This window comes from Margalitia sp. FSL K6-0131, from assembly GCF_038008735.1.
Taxonomy (GTDB): Bacteria; Bacillota; Bacilli; order Bacillales; family Bacillaceae_C; genus Margalitia; species Margalitia shackletonii.
The window spans coordinates 518,288-541,594 of sequence record NZ_JBBOZS010000001.1; the positions used below are offsets into that span (position 1 = coordinate 518,288).

Annotated in this window: 24 protein-coding genes; 17 read left to right on the forward strand and 7 right to left on the reverse strand. The window is 37.4% G+C overall.

Annotation, left to right across the window (positions count from 1 at the left end; all coding sequences use genetic code 11):
- Positions 1–112 precede the first annotated feature (112 nt).
- Both NSQ59_RS02650 and NSQ59_RS02655 read right to left on the reverse strand, forming a co-directional pair.
- Positions 113–1,030 (reverse strand): IS3 family transposase, encoded by a 918-nt coding sequence (locus NSQ59_RS02650; RefSeq protein WP_152982338.1) that lies wholly within the window; start codon positions 1,028–1,030, stop codon positions 113–115.
- 17 nt (positions 1,031–1,047) lie between these two features.
- Positions 1,048–1,368: a transposase gene (locus NSQ59_RS02655; protein WP_055738127.1), complete on the reverse strand. Its 321-nt coding sequence runs from the start codon at positions 1,366–1,368 to the stop codon at positions 1,048–1,050.
- A 277-nt stretch (positions 1,369–1,645) separates the two neighbouring features.
- Between NSQ59_RS02655 and NSQ59_RS02660 the strand changes: the two genes are divergently transcribed.
- From NSQ59_RS02660 to NSQ59_RS02670, 3 genes are all read left to right on the forward strand, one after another.
- Positions 1,646–2,620, forward strand: a complete 975-nt coding sequence (locus NSQ59_RS02660) for a nuclease-related domain-containing protein (protein WP_055738128.1) — start codon at positions 1,646–1,648, stop codon at positions 2,618–2,620.
- Between the two features lie 165 nt (positions 2,621–2,785).
- Complete coding sequence (locus tag NSQ59_RS02665) at positions 2,786–3,793, forward strand: C45 family autoproteolytic acyltransferase/hydolase (RefSeq protein ID WP_055738129.1); 1,008 nt, start codon at positions 2,786–2,788, stop codon at positions 3,791–3,793.
- A gap of 65 nt (positions 3,794–3,858) precedes the next feature.
- Positions 3,859–4,383, forward strand: coding sequence for a GNAT family N-acetyltransferase (locus NSQ59_RS02670; protein WP_055738130.1), 525 nt, complete (start codon positions 3,859–3,861; stop codon positions 4,381–4,383).
- Between the two features lie 23 nt (positions 4,384–4,406).
- On the opposite strand, the gene NSQ59_RS02675 is transcribed toward NSQ59_RS02670, so the two are convergent.
- A complete protein-coding gene (locus tag NSQ59_RS02675) occupies positions 4,407–5,048 on the reverse strand; it encodes an aspartyl-phosphate phosphatase Spo0E family protein (protein ID WP_055738131.1) in 642 nt (213 codons plus the stop codon).
- Between the two features lie 271 nt (positions 5,049–5,319).
- Positions 5,320–6,198, reverse strand: a complete 879-nt coding sequence (locus NSQ59_RS02680; RefSeq protein ID WP_055738132.1) for a LysR family transcriptional regulator — start codon at positions 6,196–6,198, stop codon at positions 5,320–5,322.
- Between the two features lie 110 nt (positions 6,199–6,308).
- Between NSQ59_RS02680 and NSQ59_RS02685 the strand changes: the two genes are divergently transcribed.
- From NSQ59_RS02685 to NSQ59_RS02700, 4 genes are all read left to right on the forward strand, one after another.
- Positions 6,309–7,409 (forward strand): citrate synthase/methylcitrate synthase, encoded by a 1,101-nt coding sequence (locus tag NSQ59_RS02685; protein WP_055738133.1) that lies wholly within the window; start codon positions 6,309–6,311, stop codon positions 7,407–7,409.
- Positions 7,410–7,624: 215 nt separating this feature from the next.
- Positions 7,625–8,389, forward strand: coding sequence for a M15 family metallopeptidase (locus NSQ59_RS02690; RefSeq protein ID WP_055738134.1), 765 nt, complete (start codon positions 7,625–7,627; stop codon positions 8,387–8,389).
- A gap of 520 nt (positions 8,390–8,909) precedes the next feature.
- Positions 8,910–9,488 carry a DUF2087 domain-containing protein gene (locus NSQ59_RS02695; protein ID WP_340829005.1) on the forward strand — a complete coding sequence of 193 codons (579 nt, stop codon included), beginning with the start codon at positions 8,910–8,912 and terminating at the stop codon, positions 9,486–9,488.
- 78 nt (positions 9,489–9,566) lie between these two features.
- Positions 9,567–10,784: an MFS transporter gene (locus NSQ59_RS02700; RefSeq protein WP_340829007.1), complete on the forward strand. Its 1,218-nt coding sequence runs from the start codon at positions 9,567–9,569 to the stop codon at positions 10,782–10,784.
- On the opposite strand, the gene NSQ59_RS02705 is transcribed toward NSQ59_RS02700, so the two are convergent.
- The gene (locus tag NSQ59_RS02705; protein ID WP_340829009.1) at positions 10,781–11,539 is read right to left on the reverse strand and encodes a nucleotidyltransferase domain-containing protein; all 759 of its coding nucleotides are present in this window, start codon (positions 11,537–11,539) and stop codon (positions 10,781–10,783) included. The genes NSQ59_RS02700 and NSQ59_RS02705 overlap by 4 nt on opposite strands.
- A 13-nt stretch (positions 11,540–11,552) precedes the next feature.
- Positions 11,553–12,089, reverse strand: a complete 537-nt coding sequence (locus NSQ59_RS02710; protein WP_340829011.1) for a short-chain dehydrogenase — start codon at positions 12,087–12,089, stop codon at positions 11,553–11,555.
- Between the two features lie 90 nt (positions 12,090–12,179).
- Between NSQ59_RS02710 and NSQ59_RS02715 the strand changes: the two genes are divergently transcribed.
- Positions 12,180–12,530, forward strand: coding sequence for an SCP2 sterol-binding domain-containing protein (locus tag NSQ59_RS02715; RefSeq protein WP_340829012.1), 351 nt, complete (start codon positions 12,180–12,182; stop codon positions 12,528–12,530).
- A 218-nt stretch (positions 12,531–12,748) separates the two neighbouring features.
- On the opposite strand, the gene NSQ59_RS02720 is transcribed toward NSQ59_RS02715, so the two are convergent.
- The gene (locus NSQ59_RS02720) at positions 12,749–13,150 is read right to left on the reverse strand and encodes a helix-turn-helix domain-containing protein (RefSeq protein ID WP_055738140.1); all 402 of its coding nucleotides are present in this window, start codon (positions 13,148–13,150) and stop codon (positions 12,749–12,751) included.
- Positions 13,151–13,355: 205 nt separating this feature from the next.
- Between NSQ59_RS02720 and NSQ59_RS02725 the strand changes: the two genes are divergently transcribed.
- The 9 genes from NSQ59_RS02725 to NSQ59_RS02765 all read left to right on the forward strand — a co-directional run bounded on the left by NSQ59_RS02725 (position 13,356) and on the right by NSQ59_RS02765 (position 23,293).
- The gene (locus NSQ59_RS02725; RefSeq protein WP_055738141.1) at positions 13,356–13,808 is read left to right on the forward strand and encodes a hypothetical protein; all 453 of its coding nucleotides are present in this window, start codon (positions 13,356–13,358) and stop codon (positions 13,806–13,808) included.
- 1,050 nt (positions 13,809–14,858) lie between these two features.
- On the forward strand, positions 14,859–16,136 hold the full coding sequence (locus NSQ59_RS02730; protein ID WP_126647315.1) for a C40 family peptidase: 1,278 nt from the start codon (positions 14,859–14,861) through the stop codon (positions 16,134–16,136).
- A 50-nt stretch (positions 16,137–16,186) separates the two neighbouring features.
- The gene (locus NSQ59_RS02735) at positions 16,187–16,318 is read left to right on the forward strand and encodes a hypothetical protein (protein WP_321198443.1); all 132 of its coding nucleotides are present in this window, start codon (positions 16,187–16,189) and stop codon (positions 16,316–16,318) included.
- Positions 16,319–16,696: 378 nt separating this feature from the next.
- Positions 16,697–17,275, forward strand: coding sequence for a YkoP family protein (locus tag NSQ59_RS02740; RefSeq protein ID WP_126647316.1), 579 nt, complete (start codon positions 16,697–16,699; stop codon positions 17,273–17,275).
- Between the two features lie 303 nt (positions 17,276–17,578).
- Positions 17,579–18,760 (forward strand): galactokinase, encoded by a 1,182-nt coding sequence (locus NSQ59_RS02745; RefSeq protein WP_340829019.1) that lies wholly within the window; start codon positions 17,579–17,581, stop codon positions 18,758–18,760.
- Positions 18,757–19,746, forward strand: a complete 990-nt coding sequence (galE, locus tag NSQ59_RS02750) for a UDP-glucose 4-epimerase GalE (protein WP_055738146.1) — start codon at positions 18,757–18,759, stop codon at positions 19,744–19,746. The genes NSQ59_RS02745 and galE overlap by 4 nt, the downstream gene beginning before the upstream one ends.
- A gap of 2 nt (positions 19,747–19,748) precedes the next feature.
- On the forward strand, positions 19,749–21,236 hold the full coding sequence (galT, locus tag NSQ59_RS02755) for a UDP-glucose--hexose-1-phosphate uridylyltransferase (protein ID WP_340829024.1): 1,488 nt from the start codon (positions 19,749–19,751) through the stop codon (positions 21,234–21,236).
- Between the two features lie 12 nt (positions 21,237–21,248).
- A complete protein-coding gene (locus NSQ59_RS02760; RefSeq protein WP_340829026.1) occupies positions 21,249–22,298 on the forward strand; it encodes an aldose epimerase family protein in 1,050 nt (349 codons plus the stop codon).
- Positions 22,298–23,293 (forward strand): LacI family DNA-binding transcriptional regulator, encoded by a 996-nt coding sequence (locus tag NSQ59_RS02765; protein ID WP_126647320.1) that lies wholly within the window; start codon positions 22,298–22,300, stop codon positions 23,291–23,293. The genes NSQ59_RS02760 and NSQ59_RS02765 overlap by 1 nt, the downstream gene beginning before the upstream one ends.
- Positions 23,294–23,307 lie beyond the last annotated feature (14 nt).

Genomic DNA, 23,307 nt, shown 5'->3' on the forward strand with positions numbered 1-23,307 from the left:
GAATTCTCTGTTTTTCTTAGTTTTCCATTTTATCTACCGCGCTATCGCTTGGTGGCCTGTAGATTTTAGGTAAAAGGGCTCCTTTTACCTAAAATCTACAGGATATAGGGTTTTACATGGCTAACCTAACTGGTTCTAGGGTTTTATTTTGCCACTTTTCGTAGTACTCCTTTGGTGTATTATCTTTTAGCCCACCGTGGAACCGTTCTTCATTATAGAATTTGATGTATTCATCAACCGTTTTATATGCTTGCTCAAAAGTTACAAACTCGTTTGGCTGGTAACACTCTCTTTCTAGTACACTATGAAAAGACTCTATATATGCGTTCATATTAGGTGATTTGGGTGGAATTCGTTCATGAAAAACCTTTTGATTCTCACAAAAATCTCTAAAATGTGTACTACAAAATTGAGGGCCATTATCCGTTCGAATGATTAAAGCTTTTTCATCGTCGGAGTCAGGTATATGAACTCCACGCTTTAACATCGCCTTTTGAAGCATTTTCGTAATATCCTTTGCTTCACAATGAGTCCCTTTAAAATAACCAACAATGGAACGATCAAAAACATCTATGGCACTGGCAAGAAAGAAAAAACGTCGTGAAGTTGTCACGTAACCATATTTAATATCTAGCTGCCAGAGCTGATTTGGTCCTGTAACCACTCTGTTTTTCGCTAGTTTTCTTGGAATCTTCCCCTTTTTCTCCCGTTGAGGCACCAGGATATCCAATTCCTTGCATAGGCGATAAACCTTTTTCTTATTAATGATTAATTTGTATTTCTTTCTTAAACTTCGAGTAAGCTTTCTGTAGCCATAGACGCATTCTTTCCTCTCCATCAATTTCATCAGATAGCCTTTTATCTTTTTGTCGCTCACTTTTTTGTTCGATTGCGTACGGGAAAATCCAGGTACAGGTCGTCCACCTTTTATTTTTTTCATTCCTTTAGGATGAGAGAGACGGTAGTAATAGGTAGAACGGTGAACAGAGGCAATCTTAAGGACCCGTTTAGCTGGGAATCCCTCCTGAATCCATTCGTGAGCTAATTCTACTCTCTCGGAAAGTTCGGAAACTTTTTTTTTAACATGTCACGAAGCATCGCCACTTCCAGCTCTTTTTCCCCTAACAATTTCATTGCTTGATCATATTTTTTTTGAAGGTCATTATTAGAAGGTGAAGAAGAGAGAGGATTAACCCCCTCCTGTTCCATTTCAGCCTCCACCTCACTCCTATATAGATTCACCCAAGCTTTTAGAGTAGATTGACTTACACCAGTTTTACGTGCTACAAATGCCATATTTCCAGATTCTAAAGCCATGCGTACATAATTTTTCTTTACTTCTTCTATCGGCCCTCTTCTTTTACTCATTTTATACGCCCCCTCGGATATATTTATTGTAATATCTTACGAAGTAGGTGTCCAAACGAGTTAGGGGGCTAAATAGGGGGGTTTTTGAATTCGCGGGATTATTGTCTAATTTGGCTGGATTATAGTAAAAATTCGCGGGATTATTGTCAGATTTGGCGGGATTATAATAAAAATTCGCGGGATTATGCAGAAATTTGGCGGAATTATTTTTTAAAGAGGGAGGATATCTGCAAATTGGTGAAGAAATTTACTATCAAGATACAAAAGGAGTGATATTTTGATTGTAAAACCGAAAAAAATGGAAGCAGAGATTGTAGCATTGCAGGCATTACTAAGAAGATTACCCAATAACCACCTTAAACGTTCGCAAATTGAAAAGGATTTGGCAAAAAAATTGACAGGATTTAAAGGAGAACAGTCGATGGAGTATTATTTATCATTTCTTCCCGACGAAAATTACCTCATTCTTCATCATATTAGGCTTCTAGGCAATTCACATCACTTTCAAATGGATATTGTTATCCTTTCTTCCACCTTTTTTCTCATTCTTGAAGTAAAACACATTTCCGGAAAAATCACCTTTGACAAGGACTCCAATCAATTGATCAGAGACTACAACGATGAAATTGAAATCTTCCCGGATCCAGTATTGCAAGTTAACCATCAAAGGTTCCAATTAAAAAAATGGCTAGAAAATAATAAGTTCCAATCAATTCCTATTGAAACATTAGTGGTTTTGACAAATCCCTCTTCTTTTATTCAATTCACACCAAATAGTTTTAGCTACAAACAAACCGTTACTCGAAGTACCAATTTCCTGTCAAAAGTAAATCATTTAAGTCAAATATATAGAGAGGAAAAATTAACTAAAAAAGAACTCCGTAAACTCTCCAAACTGTTATTAAAGCACCACACCCCTAAGCATCCCGATGTTCTTCAAAAATATAACATTTCAAAATCGGAAATCTTATTAGGTGTTCACTGTCCGAAATGTTTCTGCTTACCTATGGAAAGAAAGTGGGGTAAATGGCTCTGTCCAAAATGTCAAACATCCAATAAAAACGCACAGATTGATACATTAAAAGATTTTTGTCTCTTAATCAAACCTACCATAACTAATAAAGAGGCAAGAAAATTCTTGAAATCTGATTCTGAATCTATTGTCCAAAAGCTTTTAATAGATATGAACCTCCCTTATTCAGGCACAACAAAAGGCAGAGTATATGAGCTTCAGTTCGATGATTGGGACTAGCAAAAGTGAAAAATCCTCTTGACCTTCAAGTAGCTTTAAGGTGTAACTTATTCTAAAAGGGGATGTGATCCGACCAGTCCCATTTTAGAATGGTATCAAAACGAACAATTGGATGAAGTAGATTTAATATTGCCCGTTATTCAACTAAATCAGGAGGGGTTGCAGGTGCAAAAAGAGCAGGAATTAAAAGTAAAAGTAATAGGATTAAGAGGAAGCTTCTATCAAATTGGGTTCAAACAAGGTCAGCAAATATCGCAGGGTATTTCTCAAACTCTTCAAAACAAAGATGCTACTAATAATGCCCAAATAATTTTAGAGAAGAATTCATCACAAATATTAGAGGAGCTGAAAGGGTTAGCAGAAGGGCTAAAGTTGCCGCTTTCCACAGCTATAGGTGCTTACAGTGGATATGACGTAACATTTCCTGAAATGGGATGTTCCACATTAGTGAAAGATTCTTACTATCTCCGCAACTATGATTTTAGCCCGGAATTATATGATGCGAGACTTGTACTTATACAACCTAATGAAGGGTTTGCGAGTATAGGCTTTAGTCAGCACATTATCGGCAGGCTGGACGGGATGAATGAAAAGGGCCTTGTTATTGGCCTGCATTTTGTTAATCAAGCGTACAAACAACAGGGCTTTCTTGCAACCACAATAGTTAGAATGGTCTTAGACCAATGCGCAACTGCTTCGGAAGCTATTCAGTTAATTAAGAAGGTTCCCCATGGATATTGTTATAATTATTCGATTACGGACAAACATGGGAACAGTGTTATTGTTGAGGCAACTCCACAACAGCAGGAAATTATTCACACTCAACCTCTTAGTTGCACTAATCATTTTGAAACCAAAACCTTACTCAGAAAAAATAAAAAGCAGCTGCAAGGCTCCGTAAAACGGAAGAATTATCTTCAAGCCTTAATGAAGGAAGAGCTTACTCCCGAAGAAACTTTTGATCGTTTTAATCACCATGACTCTCCGCTATTTTTCCAAAATTATAAAGAGTACTTTGGCACCCTGCATACAGTCCTATATTCACCACAAGATCTCAGAGTAATGATTGGTATTGGCAGTGAAAGTAATCCACTTGCTTTTTCCTTTAAAGAATGGCTAAACGGTTCGCTATCCTTACCAAATGAAATAAGCGGTACCATTGTCCACAGCTAAATTTCTATATTCATTCATGCATCCCTATGGTAAACTAGATGCAATTTATATATGGGGGTCAAACTATGGGTAGTGAAGTAATATTAATCAAGCCAACTGTAAAGTTAAAAAACGAGTACCTATCTTTTTATCAGGAATGGAAGGAAACCGGTGAAAATATGGTGCCTTGGGTTATCAGCAAAGACCCGAGTGATTTTGCAGGCATGGTCCAGTCTTTATTAGATGCGGAAAAAGGTGATAATCTGCCTGCTAACTGGGTGCCGGATTCTACTTACTGGCTCGTCAATCAAAATAATAGAGTTATAGGTGCGGTTAATATTCGCCATAGCTTAACAGAGAAACTATTACAAACAGGTGGCCATATTGGCTACGGGATTCGTCCGTCTGAAAGAAGAAAAGGATATGCAACAAAGCTTCTCGCCTTATCGTTGGAAAAAGTAATGGAGCTGGGAATTACAAAAGTTCTTGTAACTTGTGATGAAAATAATATTGGTTCTGCGAAGACAATTTTAAATAATGGCGGAATAGAAGATAGTAGTTTCGCAGAAGAAGATGGGAATATCGTTAGACGATTTTGGATTGAAATATAAAAGCTCAGGTTCTAACCCTGAGCTTAACCCACAATCTTAAACTGTCCGCCGTTACAGTGATCTAGTATTTTCACTTTTAAAGAGTGATTGAATTTTTTAGAAAGTCCCTGAATAATTCCGTAGTTAAAGGCGGATGAGTAATGAGGGGTATAACAAAATAGGACTGTTTCATTTTTTATATCCATAAAAGGCAAATATTCGCCGATATAGACAGGACTTTTATGGTTTAAGTGAAAAATAGTGTCTAAATGTTTTAAGGATTCATGAAAGCTTTGAACCTCTTTTGGAAATATACCATGGATAGGTACACATTCTCCAATATACTCTTCTATTTCCGAACCATAATTTTCTATAATTGCATGTAACAGTGTATGTGCCATGTCAAACCGAATCCATTCCGCTTTTTTTAAAAATTGGTCATTCAATTCGAATGGCAGATCAAGTTTTTCTTTTGAAATAACCTTTAATATATTAAGTAAAACACTAACATGAATTTTTGCTTGATTTGTTTGCATGTCGGTGGTTTTGCCGTTGATTTTCGCATGATAATTCATAAATCTTTCTAGCTCTTTACTAATGGTGAGGGTTTCTTCCGCTGTTAATCCGACAAGACCAATGGTTTCATATAGCTGATTTCTTTTAAATTCAATGATATCCTTGATCATTCATATCTACCTTCTGTTCTCCATCATATTTTTAAAAGATAGGAAAGTATAAGTTTTTTTTAATATCAATTATTTACCAATAATAATTGTCTAGCGCAAGCAGCCGTCGGCTAGCGGATATCTCCGTCTCCTCTACAATAAGTCACCATCACTCTCTGTGTTTCCGTTGGTCTCGCCTGTGACAACGAAATCTGTACGCCCTATGAGCAAGGCCCTTCCGCTTTACTAATTATACTTTAAAATGAATCTTTTGAACATTTATTATGGAAAACTAGAAACGAAATTGACTTAAAAATTCGAGAAATTGTGTTTCTTTAGGATGTTCATATTTTAAAAGGGCATATGTCTTGGAATTAGGCAGATTGATAAAAGGGCATGGTGCCTCTAACAGTCTTCCTTCTAAAAGCTCTCTGCGCACAGTGGAGGAGGGCAAAAACGAAATGCCTAACCCTTCAATAATAAACCGTTTGGTTACATTGACTTGCGAAACGGCCATCGTCCGAACTGCGGGCACCACCGCACGAACGGAATGCAGTAACTGATCCCAGTATTCAGGATGATTGTGAGTAATTAAGTAGTTTTTTTGCAGCAAATCCTCGGCGTCCAATGGCGGAGCGGTTTCGCTGTCTTTCCCGTCATGAGGGACAATCAAAACAACAGGGTCATCATATAACGGACGGCAAATTAAATCAGAATTCTTTGTATGCTGATTGGAAAGTCCTAAATCAACTTCTCCATTTAAAACGGCATCTGCAATAAATTCGGAATCAACCACCTGCAGATTAATCTCAATTTCCGGGTGTAAGGTCATATAGCGTTTTAAAACAAACGGCATAATGGTTTCTGCTATAAGCGGGGAAATGGCTAATGTAAGTTTTTGACTAAAGCCTTGCCGAAAACGGTTTAAATCGGACATTCCCGACTCGTAAACCCCTAATAGCTTCTCGGCATGAGGTAAAAATCTTCTTCCATCCTCTGTTATTGTCACCTTTCTGCCATCACGTTGAAACAAAGTGCTGCCGATTTCCTCCTCTAAAAGTTTGATTTGAACCGTGACAGTTGGCTGCGAAATGAAGAGCTCCTCAGCCGTTTTTCGAAAATTTTCATGCTTTGCGGCAGTAATAAACGTGCGTATCCATTTTAAATCCAAGTTAGCACCTCCTGATTAACATACTTAATTGATTTAATAAAAATTATTTAATTTTTTTTATCAATTATAGCACGTATACTAATTTCAAAGCGATAAAGGAGGAAAGGATCATGATTCAACACGGATTAAAAGGGGTTATAGCTGCTGAAACAGCGATTAGTTATATTAATGGAGAAAAGGGGCATTTAGTATATCGGGGATATGCGGCAAAAGAGATTGCCATCCATCATTCCTTTGTTGAAGCAGCATATTTGCTATGGCATGGCAAATTACCATCATCTGAAGAGGCGAACCAATTAGACCAACAGTTGAAAAAACATAGAGAGCTGCCTTCTTATATAGAAACAATTATTGATCAGCTGCCAATCAATATGGAGCTAATGGGAGTTTTACGAACGGTCATCTCAGCAATGGGGGATGCAAGCTATCAATGGAAGCCGACAATTGATCAAGCGATTAAGCTGACGGCTATTATGCCGACTGTCATTGCCTATTGGCAACGAAAAAGGGATGGACTGGAACCAATAAAACCAAATCAGGAATATGGTCATGTTGAAAATTACTTATATATGTTAACAGGAGAAAAACCGTCGGATGTTCATGTCAAAACATTGGAAACTTACATGGTATTAACGCTGGAACATGGTATGAATGCATCGACTTTTTCCGCAAGAGTAACTGCTTCCACTGAATCCGATATGGTTTCAGCGATTACTTCGGCTATTGGAACTATGAAAGGACCTTTGCATGGCGGGGCACCTTCAGACGTAACCATAATGTTGAATGAAATTGGCAAAAAGGAAAATGCGGAAAACTGGCTTCGAACCAAATTAGAAAAAGGCGAACGCATCATGGGGTTCGGCCACCGTGTCTACAAAACAAAAGATCCGAGAGCTCTCGCATTGAAGGAAAAGGCATTAGAGGTCGGAAAAAATGATCCTTGGCTTGCTTTGGCTTTGTATGTTGAAGAAACGGCCATTCGTTTGTTAGAGGAATATAAACCGGGAAGGAAATTATATACGAATGTAGAGTTTTTTGCTGCAGCTGTCATGCGTTCCATTAATATGGATGACGAACTATTTACTCCAACTTTTACGGCAAGCCGTGTAGTTGGCTGGACTGCACATGTTTTGGAACAAGCAGAACATAATGTCCTCTTTCGACCTGAATCACAATATATTGGAAAGCTTCCCGAATTACAGGAAATTTAAACTTCAAAAAGAAGGCAGCCATTTTTTCGGCAGCCTTCTTTTTTCAAATAATGTCGAAAGTTGAGTTATTCTTTTTGTAACTTTTTCGTGCTTTCATGCGTCTTTAAAAATGACAGTACGAAATATGCAGCGCCGGATTCCATAGTTTTCGATGAGACGTTGAAATACGCTAGCCATTATGCGCTAACTGAACAATTATAATAGGAGTAATGATTATGAAAAGGTTAGGTATCATTTTCATTAGTGGTGCATTACTAATGATGGGGTGTGGTTTACAATCAAAGGCTGTAAGTGAACCAAAATCTTCCCGAGTGATTAATATCACTGATAAAAAAGTAAATGAAGCAGCATTTAAAGTCACAAAAGCTTCTTCCAAAACAAACGTTATTCACACAGCTAAAAATCCAACTTCCATCTCGGTCATGGTAAACAAATCCAATGCTTTGCCAAAAGGCTATCGTCCAAAGGATCTAGTACGTCCGAAGGTGAAATTTTTATTTGGAAATCAAAAGCTTGAAAAAGCGTTATTAAGAAAGCCTGCAGCAGCTGCATTGGAGAAAATGTTCAAAGCAGCAGCTGCACAAAAGATAACGCTTTATGGCGCATCTGGTTTTCGCTCCTATGAAACACAGGATGCCCTATTTAAAAGAGAAGTCGCACAATATGGGCGCAAGAAGGCAGAAATGGCGGTAGCATTACCGGGAACAAGTGAACATCAAACTGGTCTTGCGATGGATATTACTGCTGCCAGCGTACAATTCCACACAGTTGAAAAATTCGCTAAAACAAAAGAGGGAATATGGCTAGACAAACATGCCCACGAATATGGTTTTATATTGCGTTATCCAAAAGGGAAGGAAAAAATAACAAAATATGAATATGAACCATGGCATTTCCGCTATGTTGGAGTGAAAGTAGCGTCTGCAATCTATAAAAAGCACATAACATTGGAAGAATACTATAGTAAAACAGGGGTCTAGCTACTATAAAGGCTGCTCCGCAGAGGTGATTCGGCGCGAGTCTTTTCTGCGGGTCAGCGCTTAGATCAAGGTACCAGATTTCCTTGTAACTAGGCACAGACTTCCCTAAATTATCCTAATTTAACACGATGAAGGCCCTATCTGTAAAAGGTGGGGCTTTTATCATTTAAAAGGGCATGATTAGGTGAGTATTGTTCCCATTTTCCTCTGGGAAAGACAGAAACAGTAACGATTATATAAGTATTGTTCCCATTTTCCTCTGGGAAAGGCAGAAACGGTAACGATTATATAAGTATTGTTCCCATTTTCCTCAGGCAAAGGATGAAACGGTCACGATAGTTCAGGTATTGTTCCCATTGTTCATCAGCCCAGGCAAAAATGGGAACAATCAAATAGTTATTATTTCGATTCCTCAACATATTCCCGAAATTTTTTAAAAATTCCCCTTTTAACTATTGATATTTAAATTTAATTTGATTAATATCTAATTAGATAATTATAAAAGTAGGTGTATTATTCCATGCAATTAAACAAAATAGTGGAATTTCATAAGGCTTTAGGGGACCTTACGCGGATCCGAATTATTGCCTTGCTTCAGCAAGGACCTTTGCATGGTCAGGCAATTGCCGGTAAGCTGGGACTCAAGCCGCCAACAATCACACATCATATAGCAAAACTGCGAGAGGTTGGATTAATTAAAGAGCGCAGAGATAAAAATACCATCTATTTTTCGTTAAACACCAAAATATTAGAAACAAGTGCTAAGGCAATTTTAACGGTTGGAAAAGGAGGGGGCACCAATATGGAAATGTCTGTTACAGAAGAAGAACGCGCAGCAATTATTAATAATTTCTTCACGAAGGATGGAAAACTCAAAAATTATCCGGCACAGCGGAAGAAAAAGCTGGTTGTCCTTGCTCATATGGCAAAGGGGTTAGAGTTTGGAAAGGTTTATCCGGAAAAGGAAATCAATGAATATTTAAAACAGTTTCATGAGGATTATGCCACGTTAAGGCGCGAGTTAATCATGTGCCAATATATGTACAGGGAAAATAATCAATATGAACTAAATCCTGTTGAATTATGGTGGTTACATTAAATGGGTGTCACTCGGCACCTGTATTTTTTAGATAACTAATTAGATATATATAAAATTAGATGAGTTTAAAAGAAGGTGATGGGTTTGGGAATATCGATTATAAGAGAGGAAAAGCAATACCGAAGATTGTTTTTTGCTGGGGTAGTTAATGGTATTGGGGACCGTTTTAGTTCCGTTGCTGTTCTGGCAATGCTTTTGCATATTACTGGCTCTGGAATGGCGGTAGGAGTAACCTTAGCCATTCGGCTGATACCTTCTCTATTGTTTGGACCGATCGGGGGATGGCTTGCAGATCGGTTTTCGCGAAAAGCGATACTTGTGATAACAGATCTTATTAGAATCGTGTTTGCCCTTTCTTTTTTAATGGTGAATGGAAAAGAGGATCTGTGGATTGTCTATGTTAGTACCTTCGTATTAGCCGTTGGTGAAGCAATCTATGCTCCAGCAAGGAAGTCATCTATTCCGGGTCTGGTAAAGAAGGATCAACTCGTCAAAATAAATAGTTTGGAACAAGTAATGGTTGGTATTGTTTTAATTGGAGGCGCCTTTTCCGGAGGGATTGTTTCATCCATCTTTGGAGCAGGTGTAACATTTTGGTTTAATGCAGCTTCTTTTTTAGGGGCAGCTTTGATTACTGCAACCATTGCTTTTCCTGAGAAAAATAAGGAAGGGAAAGCAAATGAAGCTAAAAAAGGGAACCCTTTATCCACTTTTAAAAAAGTTGTGCTTATGTCTGCTCCGATTCAACTTCTTCTTTTTTGTGAAATCATAATTGCTTCTATGAATGGAATAGATAATGTTTTAATAAGTGTGTATGCAGTTAAGGAATACCAGCTAGGTGATGTGGGGGTTGGCCTTTTTTATGGAGCGTTGGGAATAGGGCTGATGCTGAGCTTCTCAGCTGCAAATCGGCTTCGGAAAAATTACCTTTTGACAGGACTAATATGTTTAATGCTTGAAGGTACTTTTCTTTTTTTATTAAGCAGAACTCATTTAATCGTGATAGCTTTTCTTATGTTTTGCGGGGCCGCTTTTATGACCGGGATCGGAAATGCTTGCTTTGATACTATTCTTATGAAAGAAATACCCGAGGAGCATCAAGGAACAATGTTTGGACTGTTAGCGACTATCGGCAACACTTTATTGGGGATATCTATGTTTCTTTCTGGTTTTGTCTTGCAATACTTGGCACCAAGATCATTAGGCATGATTGGGGGCATCGCGTATATTCTAGTTGCCATCTTATTGATGGCTGTTATTTCGACGAAGGCATTTAAGAGAAGAGGTACCATTTAAGAGGTACCTTCTTTTAATGTTTTTCGAAAAAATTGATTCAATTCCTCCGTTATATCCCCTTTTTTAACCGTTATTGTGTTGACATACTCTTCTAAATATAGCAACTCCGATTTTATATACTCGTTCGTATAGAATAATTCCGCACGGCTAATATATTCTTTTTCCGCTCGTTTCAGATGTATTAATTGGTTTATTTCCTTTTTGAGTTTATCATCTGTTATAAGCTTCGCCGCTAAATTTGGGAAATGTACCGTTGGAAAAGAGCCCTCGGCTTCCATCGCTTTACAGGATAGCAGTGGACGTAAAACATTTAAATATTGTTTTACTTTAATCCTGTCTTTTTGAAAGATGTTTTTCGCATTCCGTTTTGCCATATTGAGATAATGGAAAAGGCAAGCTTTTGCAGAAAAAGCTCTATTCGCAAGATTTTTCATCTCGTCATAAAAAGGACTTTCTTTCATATAAATGATGTCCGAATGCAGCCACTCCAATAAAGGGGGATTGGATTTCTTCAGCAAAAATAGGGCTTTACGCAGATCCCATCCGGATAAATCCAGTGACTTTGTAATAGGGTTCTCAATAACATCTCGTTTCTGATCTATATCTAAATACCATTCAAGTGGATGCACATAAATAAAACGGACATCATGATCACTGTTTTCGGATGCGAGCCCCCATGCTCGGCTGCCTGCTTCACATGCAAATAATACTTTTACATGATATTTTGCTTCTATTTCTAAAAGCTGATCCTTCATTTTTTCCTCCGATTTAAGGACGTTTTTCCCAAGGCTCTAATACGCCAATCACTTTAATAGGATGATCTTCCTTTATTGCTGCAACCACTCCTGACGCAATTTCATGGTTGGTTAGCCAGCGTGCTCGATTACCTTCGAGGATAAAGCCAAGCTGTACTTGATGATAAAGACAATTCGCAGGAACTGATGCAGCCTCTTTTATTTTTTCTAAATTCGAGCTGCTCCCCAAAACATGAAATAAATGAAATTCCACCTTAGTTTTTGCAGCTTCCGCAAAAATAATCCTTAAAGCATCTGGAGCAGACGAGTGAATCCACGCAACAATTAATTGAATAGGACCATGCTGTTGAATAGTATGTTGGATTTTATTTAAAAGCTGCATGTCATCATGATAATCGACTGATAAAAATGTTGAATGGGAAGAATCAGAAATACGCTCGTATTTTGAGGGATCCCTGCCAATAACCGAAACAAAATATCCTTCCTTTTTCAGAAATAAGGTGACATCTGATAACATTCCGGTTCCGCCGACTACAAGTGCATGTTTCATTAATAAAGCCTCCTTTTCTTTAATAATACTGCAATTATTTGATTATTCAAAATCCATTATTATATATTAATAGAAAAGGGGGATGTGCATATGAGTAAACTTAATGAGAAAACGGTGAAGGAAATTTGGGAGGAGGTTGAAATTGTATTAAATGCAAACCCTGTCCCATTTCAGGATATGAATATTGTGTATCAATTTGAGTTGAGCGGAGATGATGGCGGCACGTATCAGTTGGCATTTTCGGGAGGTTCTGCGAAGGTACTTTACGAAGCGGTGGAAGAACCTCAGTGCACATTGAAAATGAAGGTTTCTGATTTTAGAAAATTTTTACAGGGGAGTATAAACAGCACCACTGCATTTATGATGGGAAAACTGAAGATAGAAGGCAGTATTGGTCAGGCATTGAAATTAGATAAGCTTTTGGGGCAATTCGAGCTATGAAAATCTAATGAACGAAGAAAAGAGTCCAATCCTATTTTTATATGGAATGGACTCTTGTTTGAGGATAAGAAAACGTACTCTGTCTAACTATGTGCACAGAGGCTATCGGATTTCGTAGTCTGCTTCCTACGATAAGACAACATCGCTCCTAAAGAACCTCGCTGTCGCTTCACATCAAATTTCACTCATCCGCACACCGGCTGCTTTCGGCTCCTTTCTTATCTCCTTTCTTCTGTTTTAATAATGGCCGATAACATTTGCGCGACATATTGCTGATTTTTGTCAGGCAACAGGGTTATTCGGCTAATCAGGCTTTTGAAATTTGGATGCTCTAATAAATATTTGAGTATGCGCTGTGCCTCAGCATCCTCGTAACGTTCTCTTATGGCCAATTGCGTCGTTTGAGAGCCAGGATCAATCCCAAAAGTTAAATAAAGTATAACTTCATTGGACAGATGAAAAGTATTTCGAAACTCGGCTAATTCGGAAACGGTTAATTCTTTTTCACCGTTCTCTATTTTAGAAATATCGGGCTGTTGTTTATGTAATCTAGTAGCCATTTCCTGTTGAGTTAGGCCAAGATTTTCTCTTAATTCCTTAAAACGCTTTGCAAAGGACATGGACATTATTTCACCCGCTACTTTTTTACTATAAAGATAGTGGTTTTTTATGTTGATAAAAGGTAGTATTCGAATACGGAATATTTATTTACATGCTAATTTAGAATACAGTGACTTATTAACTATAAAAATATTTTACCATTAATAGTAATAATTAACTATTTACTAGTTAAATAGTAATAAATTGACATGGAAGGAGAATGAAATGGAACAATTAAGTATTCGTTTTCAAGAAATTCTATCACATGGTCATTTTATCAAAGGGGACTACTATTTAGTTTGCCACGGTTATAAACAAGCAAACCAAGTAGTGAAAATACAAACGTATTTTTCACTAAGTCATGCGCTTCAAAGTACCTCACACCACGACTCCGATTCAACATCCATACTCCATATTACTCCACTTCGGGAATGGACAACTCTAAAAATTCAAGCGATTGTTAGTGATCGCTACTTAAATTTTTATATGTATATTGATTTGAAGAAAAATAACATTTCCATTGAGGTTTTTCAAGATTCCAATGGGAAAATTTCAAATGCAATTGTTGCTAAGATTATTTCCTGTTTCGGTATTAAGCAAGGCAGTAAAGTGCTATATTTCAAGGATTTACATAGAATCAAGACAAGGAATAAACATATCTCAGATATTTTGAATTGAAACAGATTTGAAATTGGTGAGCTTTGTGGTGTCGAAGGTGTTTGCCAATATGGATGCCTATATTATAAAAGCAGAAGATTTTAATGGCATTGAAACCCGCATTTCAAATGGAATGGATGCACTTATTAACTTATTCGACTTCAAATGATAGTAAATTTATATTTTCATCTATCAATTCCGACAACGTTTTATTTTTATAGGAACTAAAATAGAAATACAAGCGTTTGATACACCTGGTGAATAATCACTTATTAGGGGTGCTAATCCGTGAATAGAGATGATGGAAACTTTTTTGCAGGCATGTGTTGGGCTGTTTTATTAAGCGTACCATTGTGGCTTTCCTTTTTCGGCTGGTTAAAAGTGATTACCCAATTTTTATAAATGGAACGGACTATTTGTTCCGTTTCTTTTTTTGTACTCTTCTTGATAAATTCCGTAATATTCACCAAAACATTTTTGTAACACCTATAATTAAGGGAGTCCCTTTTAATAAAATGAAAATGATTATCCTTTCTTTGACTGCAAATTAAAGAGAGTTGATATAAATAATTCCTGTAATAACGGCAAGAGAAACAAGAATTATAGTGTAAGAATAGTTCTTCAGCATCTTCCTCATGACAAGCCCTCCATTAAAATAAATCGATTTTCAAATACTAGATAGGTTTGATAGATTCTATGCATTTTTTGAAAAAAGTATTCCAATAGAGTTTTTGTAACTTTAACTATGCAGTTTTTTTGTATACGAAGACTTTGTAAACATCCTATATGGGTAAGAATGTTAGTCTACAGTAGGATTTATAGCCAATTACGGAAAGATATACCCTATTTGTAAAAATAGGATATAAAATTGAAATATAACTGTAATGTTTAAATGGCCCAAATTGTCGAAATTTGATGATATAATAACTTTGCTAAAAGAAAAATAAGAGAGTGAAAGAGTCACTCATTACATACTTAATAAAAAATAACAGTTAAGAATCTTTATCTACATACTTTATAAAAATAATAGTTAAAAATATCTATCTACATACTCTGGAGGAAGAAATAATCGTGAAAAGAAAACTTTTAACCCTAAGTGTAGCATCCGTTATTAGTGCCGGTACCTTAATTGCTCCGTTATCCAGCAACTTCGCATTTGCCCAATCCATTAAAGAAAAGCAAAAAAACGTTCAATCCAATATTCAAAAGAAAATGTCTGAAATCTCTAACCTTAGTGCACAGGCAAAAGAGATGGAATCGGAAATGAACGAAATTACAGCTAAAGTAAATGCAACAAACGCGAAAATCAAAGATACCACTCAAAAAGTAAATGATACAAAGCAAGAAATAAATGCTTTACAGGTGAAAATTAAGGAAACAAAGCAAAGAATCGCGGAACGTAATAAAGTTTTACAGGATCGTGCTCGTTCTATTCAGCAAAGCGATGGTTCCGATAGTTATTTAGATGTGCTGCTAAGTTCTCAAAGCTTTGGGGATTTTATTGACCGAGCTGTGGCTCTAACCACTTTCGTGAATGCCGATCATAAAATTCTGCAAGAGCAAGAAGCGGATAAAAAAGTTCTTGAGCAGTCAGAAGCAGATTTAAATAATAAATTGCAGCAAGTTCAGCAAGATTTAGCGAGCCTTGAAGACTTGAAAGCACAATTAAAATATCAAATAGATGATAAAAATAGTATTCTAGCAAAAATTAAAGAAGAGCAAAAAGCAGCAAAAGGAGAGCTTGGAAATTTACAAGACCAAGCAGCATCACTAGCTGAACAAGAAAAAGCGGCTGAAGCTGAACAAGAAAAAGAAAGACTGGCATATCAAAGAAAAACATCCAGTTCATCATCCCATTCAAGTGGAATTCACCAATCTTCTGCCAATAGCCAGCCATCTAGTTCTGGATCTAGTGCACCTTCTGATGGACCAGTTTATCATGGATCGGCAGCAATCGAAGCAGCTATTAGCGCAGGTTCATCCATTGTTGGGCGTTCTCCATACAACTGGGGCGGCGGTCGTTCTAGCAGCGATATTGAAAACAGATCATTTGATTGTTCCTCCTTCGTACGTTGGGCATATGCTATGGCAGGTGTGAACTTAGGAAGCATTACAGGAACATCTACTAATACACTTGTATACCAAGGAAGAGCGGTTAGTGCATCTGAAATGAAGCGTGGAGATCTCCTTTTCTTTGATACGTATAAAACTAACGGCCATGTAGGAATTTATTTAGGAAATGGACAATTCCTTGACGATAACAGTTCTAATGGTGTGTCTATTGATTCATTAAGCAATCCTTATTGGAAAAAAACTTTTAATGGTGTAGTAAGACGTGTAGTAGAGTAATAGATAAAGATACCCTCCTAAAAATAGTTTAGGAGGGTTTTTTGCTGTTTATGGAAATATACCAAGAAGAAAGGGTTTATGAAGTAGAGGCTTTTGAAGTTTTACATCAAAATGCTTTAAATGGAATGGAAGTACTATTAAAATCTATTTCCACCTCCTATCTAATTATATTATCCATATGAAAGAAAGAGCAGGAAATGTGACAATATTGGAAGTGATTTTCCTAATAGCTATTAATCAAACGCTTGATTAATAATAGTGAAAATGCATGAATCATTAATATGGACCAAAAAATATTGTATAAAAACTGTCGAACATTTTATGTTATTTTTTCTTCAAATAATATGTTTATTCGTGCTCTTTAAAACATTTTACCAGTAGTCGACAGCTTTTTATAATATTCCCCGGGAAACATGTAAATAAGATGAAATTGTTGACGAAAAAAAGGAATACTAATGATGAAATCACTTTTTATACTTGTTAATCTTCATGAATAAGTATGAATTTGGTAATGTTTTCTCGGTGGACGTCAGAGCGATCCGTAGGGAGGTTTGATTCATTTGTTTTTTCGATTATCCATTATTTCTTTATGTCATATCATTGATACACTTTTTTTATATGTTAGACGTCTCGAGTATACTTTTACCAGTCAGAATGAGAAAACGGTCTTTAGGGTGAGGATTACAAAATATAAAGGTAAAAATGTATATTTATCTGATGGGACGTGTATTGCCAAGAATGACTGCTTATTAAAGATTCACTTGCATAATGTACGGATATTAAAAGAAGTACTTTCATTAAAACATCCATTGCAACGCTCCATGGTAATATACAGAATGGTAGAACAATCCATGCCATCGTTGGCGCGGTTTATCGATAATCATCCAAGGTCCAATCAAATTAAAGGAATTATAGGGATTACAATGATTAATAAAGGTGTCACTCATCTTGGATTTGAAAAGTCATATCCAAACAGCAGACTATATAAGTTGTTTAAGTTTTCCACTCAATTTCCAATCTATCTATTATCAACAACCTCCATTTCGATGCGTAATATAAGAAAGCAATGTCCAACCTATTTATTTATGTCTAAAGAAAAGCTGTTTGAAAAATATATAGATACGGGGCATGCCACGTAGGTTTACGTGGTTTTTTTATTATGTTGGAAAGGATAAAATACTTTTTGAAAAATGACTGCGTCTCCTCCCCACATGTAAGGGCATCGACTCTTACTCTTTCGACAAATTGGAATTAATCAAACGTTTGATGAAAAATATCAAAAATGTTTGTAGGAAGCTCTTTTGATATTGATGTTATTAGAAAATAATGTCGAATATTTTTCAATAAAATTTTAGTAAAAATATTAGTAAAATTATTGAATATTTTTACTAATTGAGATACGATTAATGAAAATAAGATGCTTATTTGGAGGGATACCAATAGTGAATGATAAGGATTTATCAGCTTTGTTTGCGGAAAAGTTTCAATGTGCCCATGAAAAACAATTTTTTGCCCCGGGGAGAATTAATCTAATCGGTGAGCATACGGACTATAATGGAGGACATGTATTTCCTTGTGCCATTACATTTGGAACATATTGTTTCGTGAAAAAACGTGATGATTTAAATGTGCGTATGTACTCGGTAAATTTCGCGGAAAAAGGAATCATTGAATTTTCATTAAACAATCTTGATTATCAAAACGACCATCATTGGGGTAATTATCCGAAAGGAATGCTCCGTTTTGTTCGCGATAGTGGCTACAAAATTCCGAATGGTTTTGACGTTTTATTTTATGGGAATATCCCAAACGGGGCAGGCTTATCTTCATCAGCATCCATCGAAATGCTAACGGGAATAATGATAGATGGGTTATTTCAGTTGGAAATCCCGCGGCTTGAGCTGGTAAAGCTGGGGCAGAAGGTGGAAAATGAGTACATCGGTGTTAATAGCGGGATTATGGACCAATTTGCGGTTGGAATGGGGAGAGCAGATTCTGGTATTCTACTAGACTGTCAGACTCTTGATTATGAATATGCGCCAATTCAGTTGGAAAATCACAAAATCATTATAATGAATACGAATAAACGCAGGGAGCTTGCTGATTCTAAATATAATGAAAGAAGAAGCGAGTGCGAGGAAGCACTTTCCGATTTACAAAAGGCGCTAAATATTATTGCACTTGGTCAAATAACAGAAGAGTTATTTGAAAATTCCAAGCATCTGATTAAAAATGAGACGGTGAGAAAACGTGCAAAACATGCTGTTTATGAAAATCAGCGGACTTTAAAAGCGTTGCAGGCATTAAGAAATGGTAATCTGGAAGAATTCGGTGCACTTATGAATGCGTCGCATAATTCTTTGCGAGATGATTATGAGGTAACAGGTATTGAGCTTGATACTTTGGTGGAAGCTTCATGGGCACAACAAGGCGTAGTTGGTGCGAGAATGACCGGAGCTGGATTTGGCGGCTGCGCAATCGCCATTGTCGAAAAAGACAAGGTGGAAGATTTTATTTCAGAGGTTGGAAAAGCATATAAGCAAAAAATAGGATATGCGGCTGACTTTTATGTAGCTAGTATTGGTGATGGTGCAAAAGAAATATTGAATGAGGTGAAGTTATGAGCATTTTAGTGTTAGGTGGAGCAGGCTATATTGGCTCCCATGCAGTTTATCAGTTAATCGATCAGCAGCATGAGGTTGTAGTTGTCGATAATTTGCAAACAGGTCATAAAAAGGCGATTCATCCAAAGGCGAAATTTTATGAAGGGGATATTCGTAATCGCGAATTTCTTAGAGGAGTTTTTGAAAAAGAAAATATTGATGCAGTAATCCATTTTGCAGCGAATTCACTTGTAGGAGAGTCTATGGAGGATCCGTTAAAGTATTTTGATAATAATGTGTACGGAACACAGGTGCTATTGGAGATGATGAGGGAATTTCATGTGAAATATATTGTATTTTCCTCTACCGCCGCAACTTATGGAGAACCGGAAGTGGTTCCTATTGACGAAGAGATGGCGACGAATCCCACCAATACCTATGGCGAGACAAAGCTAACAATGGAAAAAATGATGAAATGGTGTGAGAAGGCTTTTGATCTAAAATATGTTTCCCTCCGCTATTTTAATGTGGCGGGTGCAAGGGAATCAGGGGAAATTGGAGAGGATCATTCACCGGAAACCCACCTTATTCCAGTTGTACTGGAGGCTGCATTAGGAAAACGGAAAGCCATTACTGTGTTTGGGAATGATTACGATACGGAAGACGGTACATGCATCCGGGATTATGTCCATGTAGAGGATTTAATTGATGCTCATCTACTAGCCCTTCGTTATTTGCAAAATGGAGGGAAAAGTGATGTGTTCAATTTAGGCAGCAGCAAAGGCTTTTCGGTGAAGGAAATTATCGAAGCAGCAAGAAAGGTAACGAATATCGATATTCCTGCTGTAACCGGGGAAAGACGTGCCGGTGATCCAAGTAAATTAATTGCCTCCGCATCTAAAGCAATGCAAATACTAGGCTGGAATCCGCAAAGAACGATGATTGATAAGATAATTAAGGATGCCTGGAACTGGCATTCCCATCATCCGAATGGCTACGGGGATTAAAGATGCAGGTTATTTACAATGTTATACAACAGCTTGTATCCCAAGCGGTGACTGCTAAGCTAATAGAAGAAGAAGACATGATTTATGCGAGAAACCAAGTACTTGCTCTTTTAGGATTAGAGGCTTATTCAGAGACAGACGAAGAGTTTGAAGAAAAGGAAATACCGGATTTGTTGGATATTTTAGTAGAGTATGCGTGTAAAAATAATATAATTGAGGATTACTTTGATTCAAAGGAAATCCTCTCTAGTAAAATCATGAATTGCTTTGTTGCCAGACCGTCAACGATTAATCGAAATTTTTACGAGTTATATGAACAGAACCCAAAACAGGCAACGGACTATTTTTATGAATTAAGCCGCAACAGCAACTATATCCAAACAAAGAGAATTCAAAAAAATATTGTATATCAAGTGGCTACGGAATATGGAGACCTTGATATTACGATTAATCTTTCCAAACCGGAAAAGGATCCGAAACAAATTGAAAAGGAAAAAACAGTGGAAAGTATTGGATATCCAACTTGTTTGTTATGTGCTGAAAACGAAGGCTATGCCGGCAGACTTGGCCATCCGGCCCGCTCTAATCATCGTGTAATAAGGGTGGAGCTTGAGGGCGAAGAATGGATGCTGCAATATTCACCGTATCTTTATTATCGTGAACACTGCATCCTTTTATCGGGGCAGCACCGGAATATGGTTATTAATCGAAACACTTTCACCAACCTGTTGAAGTTTGTGGAAAGATTTCCGCATTATTTTATTGGTTCAAATGCCGATTTGCCGATTGTTGGAGGATCCATTCTATCACATGATCATTATCAGGGAGGACGTTATGAATTCCCAATGGCGAGAGCAGCAAGTGAGGAGACATTTCGGATAAATAAATTCTCGAATGTGGAATGTTCTACGATAAAATGGCCGATGAGCGTGATTCGATTAAGAAGTAATGAGATTCAAAGCTTGGTAGATACTTCGGATTATATTTTACAAAAGTGGAAGGGGTACAGCGATCCTTTCGTGGGTATATATGCTTTCTCCGAGAATACACCTCATAATACAATAACTCCAATCGTGAGGATGCGTGGAGAATTGTATGAAATGGATCTTGTTTTACGCAATAATCGTACAAGTGAACAACATCCTTTAGGGATATTTCACCCTCATGCCGATGTTCACCATATTAAAAGGGAAAACATTGGCCTGATTGAGGTTATGGGTCTCGCCGTTTTACCTGCCAGATTGAAGGATGAACTAAAGGAAGTGGGAAAATTCCTTTTAGATGAACGGCATTCCATTGCAGAGTATCACCAGGAATGGGCGAAACAACTGAAGGCGAAGTACAAAGATCAACATAACGAGCAAAATGTGGAGCGAATTTTACGGGAAGAAGTTGGAGCGAAATTTAAGAAGGCATTAGAGGATGCTAGTGTGTATAAACGGGATAAGGACGGAAAACAAGCATTTAATAGATTCATCGAAACATTATAAGGGGGGATTGGTTTGGAAATATCCAAAACAAGTTTTGGCAAATTGGATGACCAAGAAGTTAAAGCTTTTACACTGACAAATGATGCTGGAATGAGTGTGACATGTCTCAACTATGGATGTATTATTACCAAAATCTTAGTACCCGACCGCAACGGCATTGTTGAAAATGTTGTACTCGGATTTGATTGCTTGGAGGATTACTTGCAATATTCTCCTTATTTTGGCGCCGTTGTTGGGCGGGTAGCCGGCAGAGTTAAAGGGGCAGCATTTGAGTTGGATGGGGAAGTTTTTCGTTTAACGGTAAATGAAAATGTTAATCATATCCATGGCGGTATAAAAGGATTGAGTCATGTTATTTGGCAGGCTGAAGATATTCAGAATGAAGCTGGAATCGGTATCGTTTTTACTCATCAAAGTCCGGATGGGGAAGAAGGTTACCCAGGCACATTAAATCTAAAAATCACTTATCTTCTAACCAATGAAAATGAACTTAAAATTTCATACGAGGCTCAGTCGGATCGAAAAACCATTGTCAATTTGACGAACCATTCTTATTTTAATTTAAGCGGAAATTTGAAGACAGATATTTTGAATCATCAGTTGACAATAAACAGCCAGGCGATATTAGAATTAGACGAGCAACTTTTGCCAACCGGAAAGTTGCTCGATGTAACAGATACTGCGTTTGATTTTCGCGAGGGCAGGATAATAAAAGAAGGAACCGTCTCTGCACATCTGCAAAATGTATTAGCCGGAAATGGATATGATCACCCGTTTGTATTGAATGAGGAGGAAGATAAAGTTATTACCCTAGCGGATCCGGAGAGTGGACGTTCGTTAAAGGTGGAAACCGATCAGCCGTCTGTGGTGGTCTACACATCTAACCAGTTAGTAGGGGATTTTGAAATTTTTGGAGTACCAGCACAGAAATACCTAGGTATTTGCCTGGAGACACAGGGATATACGGATGCCGTTCATCATTCGCACTTCCCATCTATTGTTTTAGATAAAGATGAAATATACCAATCAACTACAACGTATCAATTTTCCAGGAGGAAATAATGGCTACGATTAAAGATATAGCGGAAAGGGTGGGAGTCTCAATAGCGACAGTCTCGAGAGTCTTGAATTATGACCCCAGCCTTTCTGTTAGTGATGAAACCAGAAAGAATATATTTGAAGCTGCGGAGGCACTTTCTTATAAAAAGCGTCCTGCACGTAAATCGAGCCCTGCAAAAATAGCGATGCTTCATTGGTATACGGAGAAAGAGGAACTGGATGATTTATACTACATGTCCATTCGATTAGGAATCGAGAATCGCTGCCAGCAGCATGATATCCAGGTTATCAAGTGTTATCAAAGCAATCTTGGCGATCTTAAAAAAGAGGGAATTCAAGGGATTATTGCAATCGGTAAATACAGCAGCAAGGAAGTAGAAGAAATAGCAGGGATTTCAAACAATCTTGTATTTGTAGATTTTTCTCCGGACGAAGAACAGTTTGACTCGGTTGTCGTTGACTTTAAAAAGGTGACGGAAAAGGTGCTTGATTTTTTTATAGAAAATGGACATACGGAGATAGGTTATATTGGCGGGCGGGAAGCCTTCCGTGACCAAACTGCTGAAATCGTGGATGTAAGAGAATTAACCTTCAGTGAATATATGAGGTCCGCTGGCTTATTTAAGGAAGAGTTCATCTATACCGGAGCATTCACCGTCCAGGATGGGCAGAAGTGGATGAAAAAGGCGATTCAGGAGCATGGAGAGCAGCTGCCGACTGCCTTTTTTGCAGGCAATGATTCGATTGCAATCGGATGTTTGCAAGCTTTACAAGAGGCAAATATTCCAGTTCCAGATCGAGTTTGCCTTATAGGTGTAAATGATATCAGTGTGTCGAAGTATGTCTTTCCACCTTTAAGCACAGTCAAAGTCTATACAGAATTAATGGGAGAAACCGCTGTCGATACCTTGATGGAACGGATTGACGGCAGAAAAATAGCGAAAAAGGTATTTATATCTACTAAACTCATACACCGGGTGTCAGGTAACTATTTATAATCATATAAATAGTT

Coding starts and splice junctions, on each gene's coding strand:
- NSQ59_RS02765 (WP_126647320.1), top strand. CDS start 22,298: ATGGCTACGATTAAAGATATAGCGGAAAGGGTGGGAGTCTCAATAGCG.
- NSQ59_RS02710 (WP_340829011.1), bottom strand. CDS start 12,089: ATGAAACATGCACTTGTAGTCGGCGGAACCGGAATGTTATCAGATGTC.
- galT (WP_340829024.1), top strand. CDS start 19,749: ATGCAGGTTATTTACAATGTTATACAACAGCTTGTATCCCAAGCGGTG.
- NSQ59_RS02695 (WP_340829005.1), top strand. CDS start 8,910: ATGCAATTAAACAAAATAGTGGAATTTCATAAGGCTTTAGGGGACCTT.
- NSQ59_RS02715 (WP_340829012.1), top strand. CDS start 12,180: ATGAGTAAACTTAATGAGAAAACGGTGAAGGAAATTTGGGAGGAGGTT.
- NSQ59_RS02685 (WP_055738133.1), top strand. CDS start 6,309: ATGATTCAACACGGATTAAAAGGGGTTATAGCTGCTGAAACAGCGATT.
- NSQ59_RS02735 (WP_321198443.1), top strand. CDS start 16,187: ATGGAAATATACCAAGAAGAAAGGGTTTATGAAGTAGAGGCTTTTGAA.
- NSQ59_RS02670 (WP_055738130.1), top strand. CDS start 3,859: ATGGGTAGTGAAGTAATATTAATCAAGCCAACTGTAAAGTTAAAAAAC.
- NSQ59_RS02705 (WP_340829009.1), bottom strand. CDS start 11,539: ATGAAGGATCAGCTTTTAGAAATAGAAGCAAAATATCATGTAAAAGTA.
- NSQ59_RS02690 (WP_055738134.1), top strand. CDS start 7,625: ATGAAAAGGTTAGGTATCATTTTCATTAGTGGTGCATTACTAATGATG.
- NSQ59_RS02655 (WP_055738127.1), bottom strand. CDS start 1,368: ATGAGTAAAAGAAGAGGGCCGATAGAAGAAGTAAAGAAAAATTATGTA.
- NSQ59_RS02720 (WP_055738140.1), bottom strand. CDS start 13,150: ATGTCCTTTGCAAAGCGTTTTAAGGAATTAAGAGAAAATCTTGGCCTA.
- NSQ59_RS02700 (WP_340829007.1), top strand. CDS start 9,567: ATGGGTTTGGGAATATCGATTATAAGAGAGGAAAAGCAATACCGAAGA.
- galE (WP_055738146.1), top strand. CDS start 18,757: ATGAGCATTTTAGTGTTAGGTGGAGCAGGCTATATTGGCTCCCATGCA.
- NSQ59_RS02725 (WP_055738141.1), top strand. CDS start 13,356: ATGGAACAATTAAGTATTCGTTTTCAAGAAATTCTATCACATGGTCAT.
- NSQ59_RS02675 (WP_055738131.1), bottom strand. CDS start 5,048: ATGATCAAGGATATCATTGAATTTAAAAGAAATCAGCTATATGAAACC.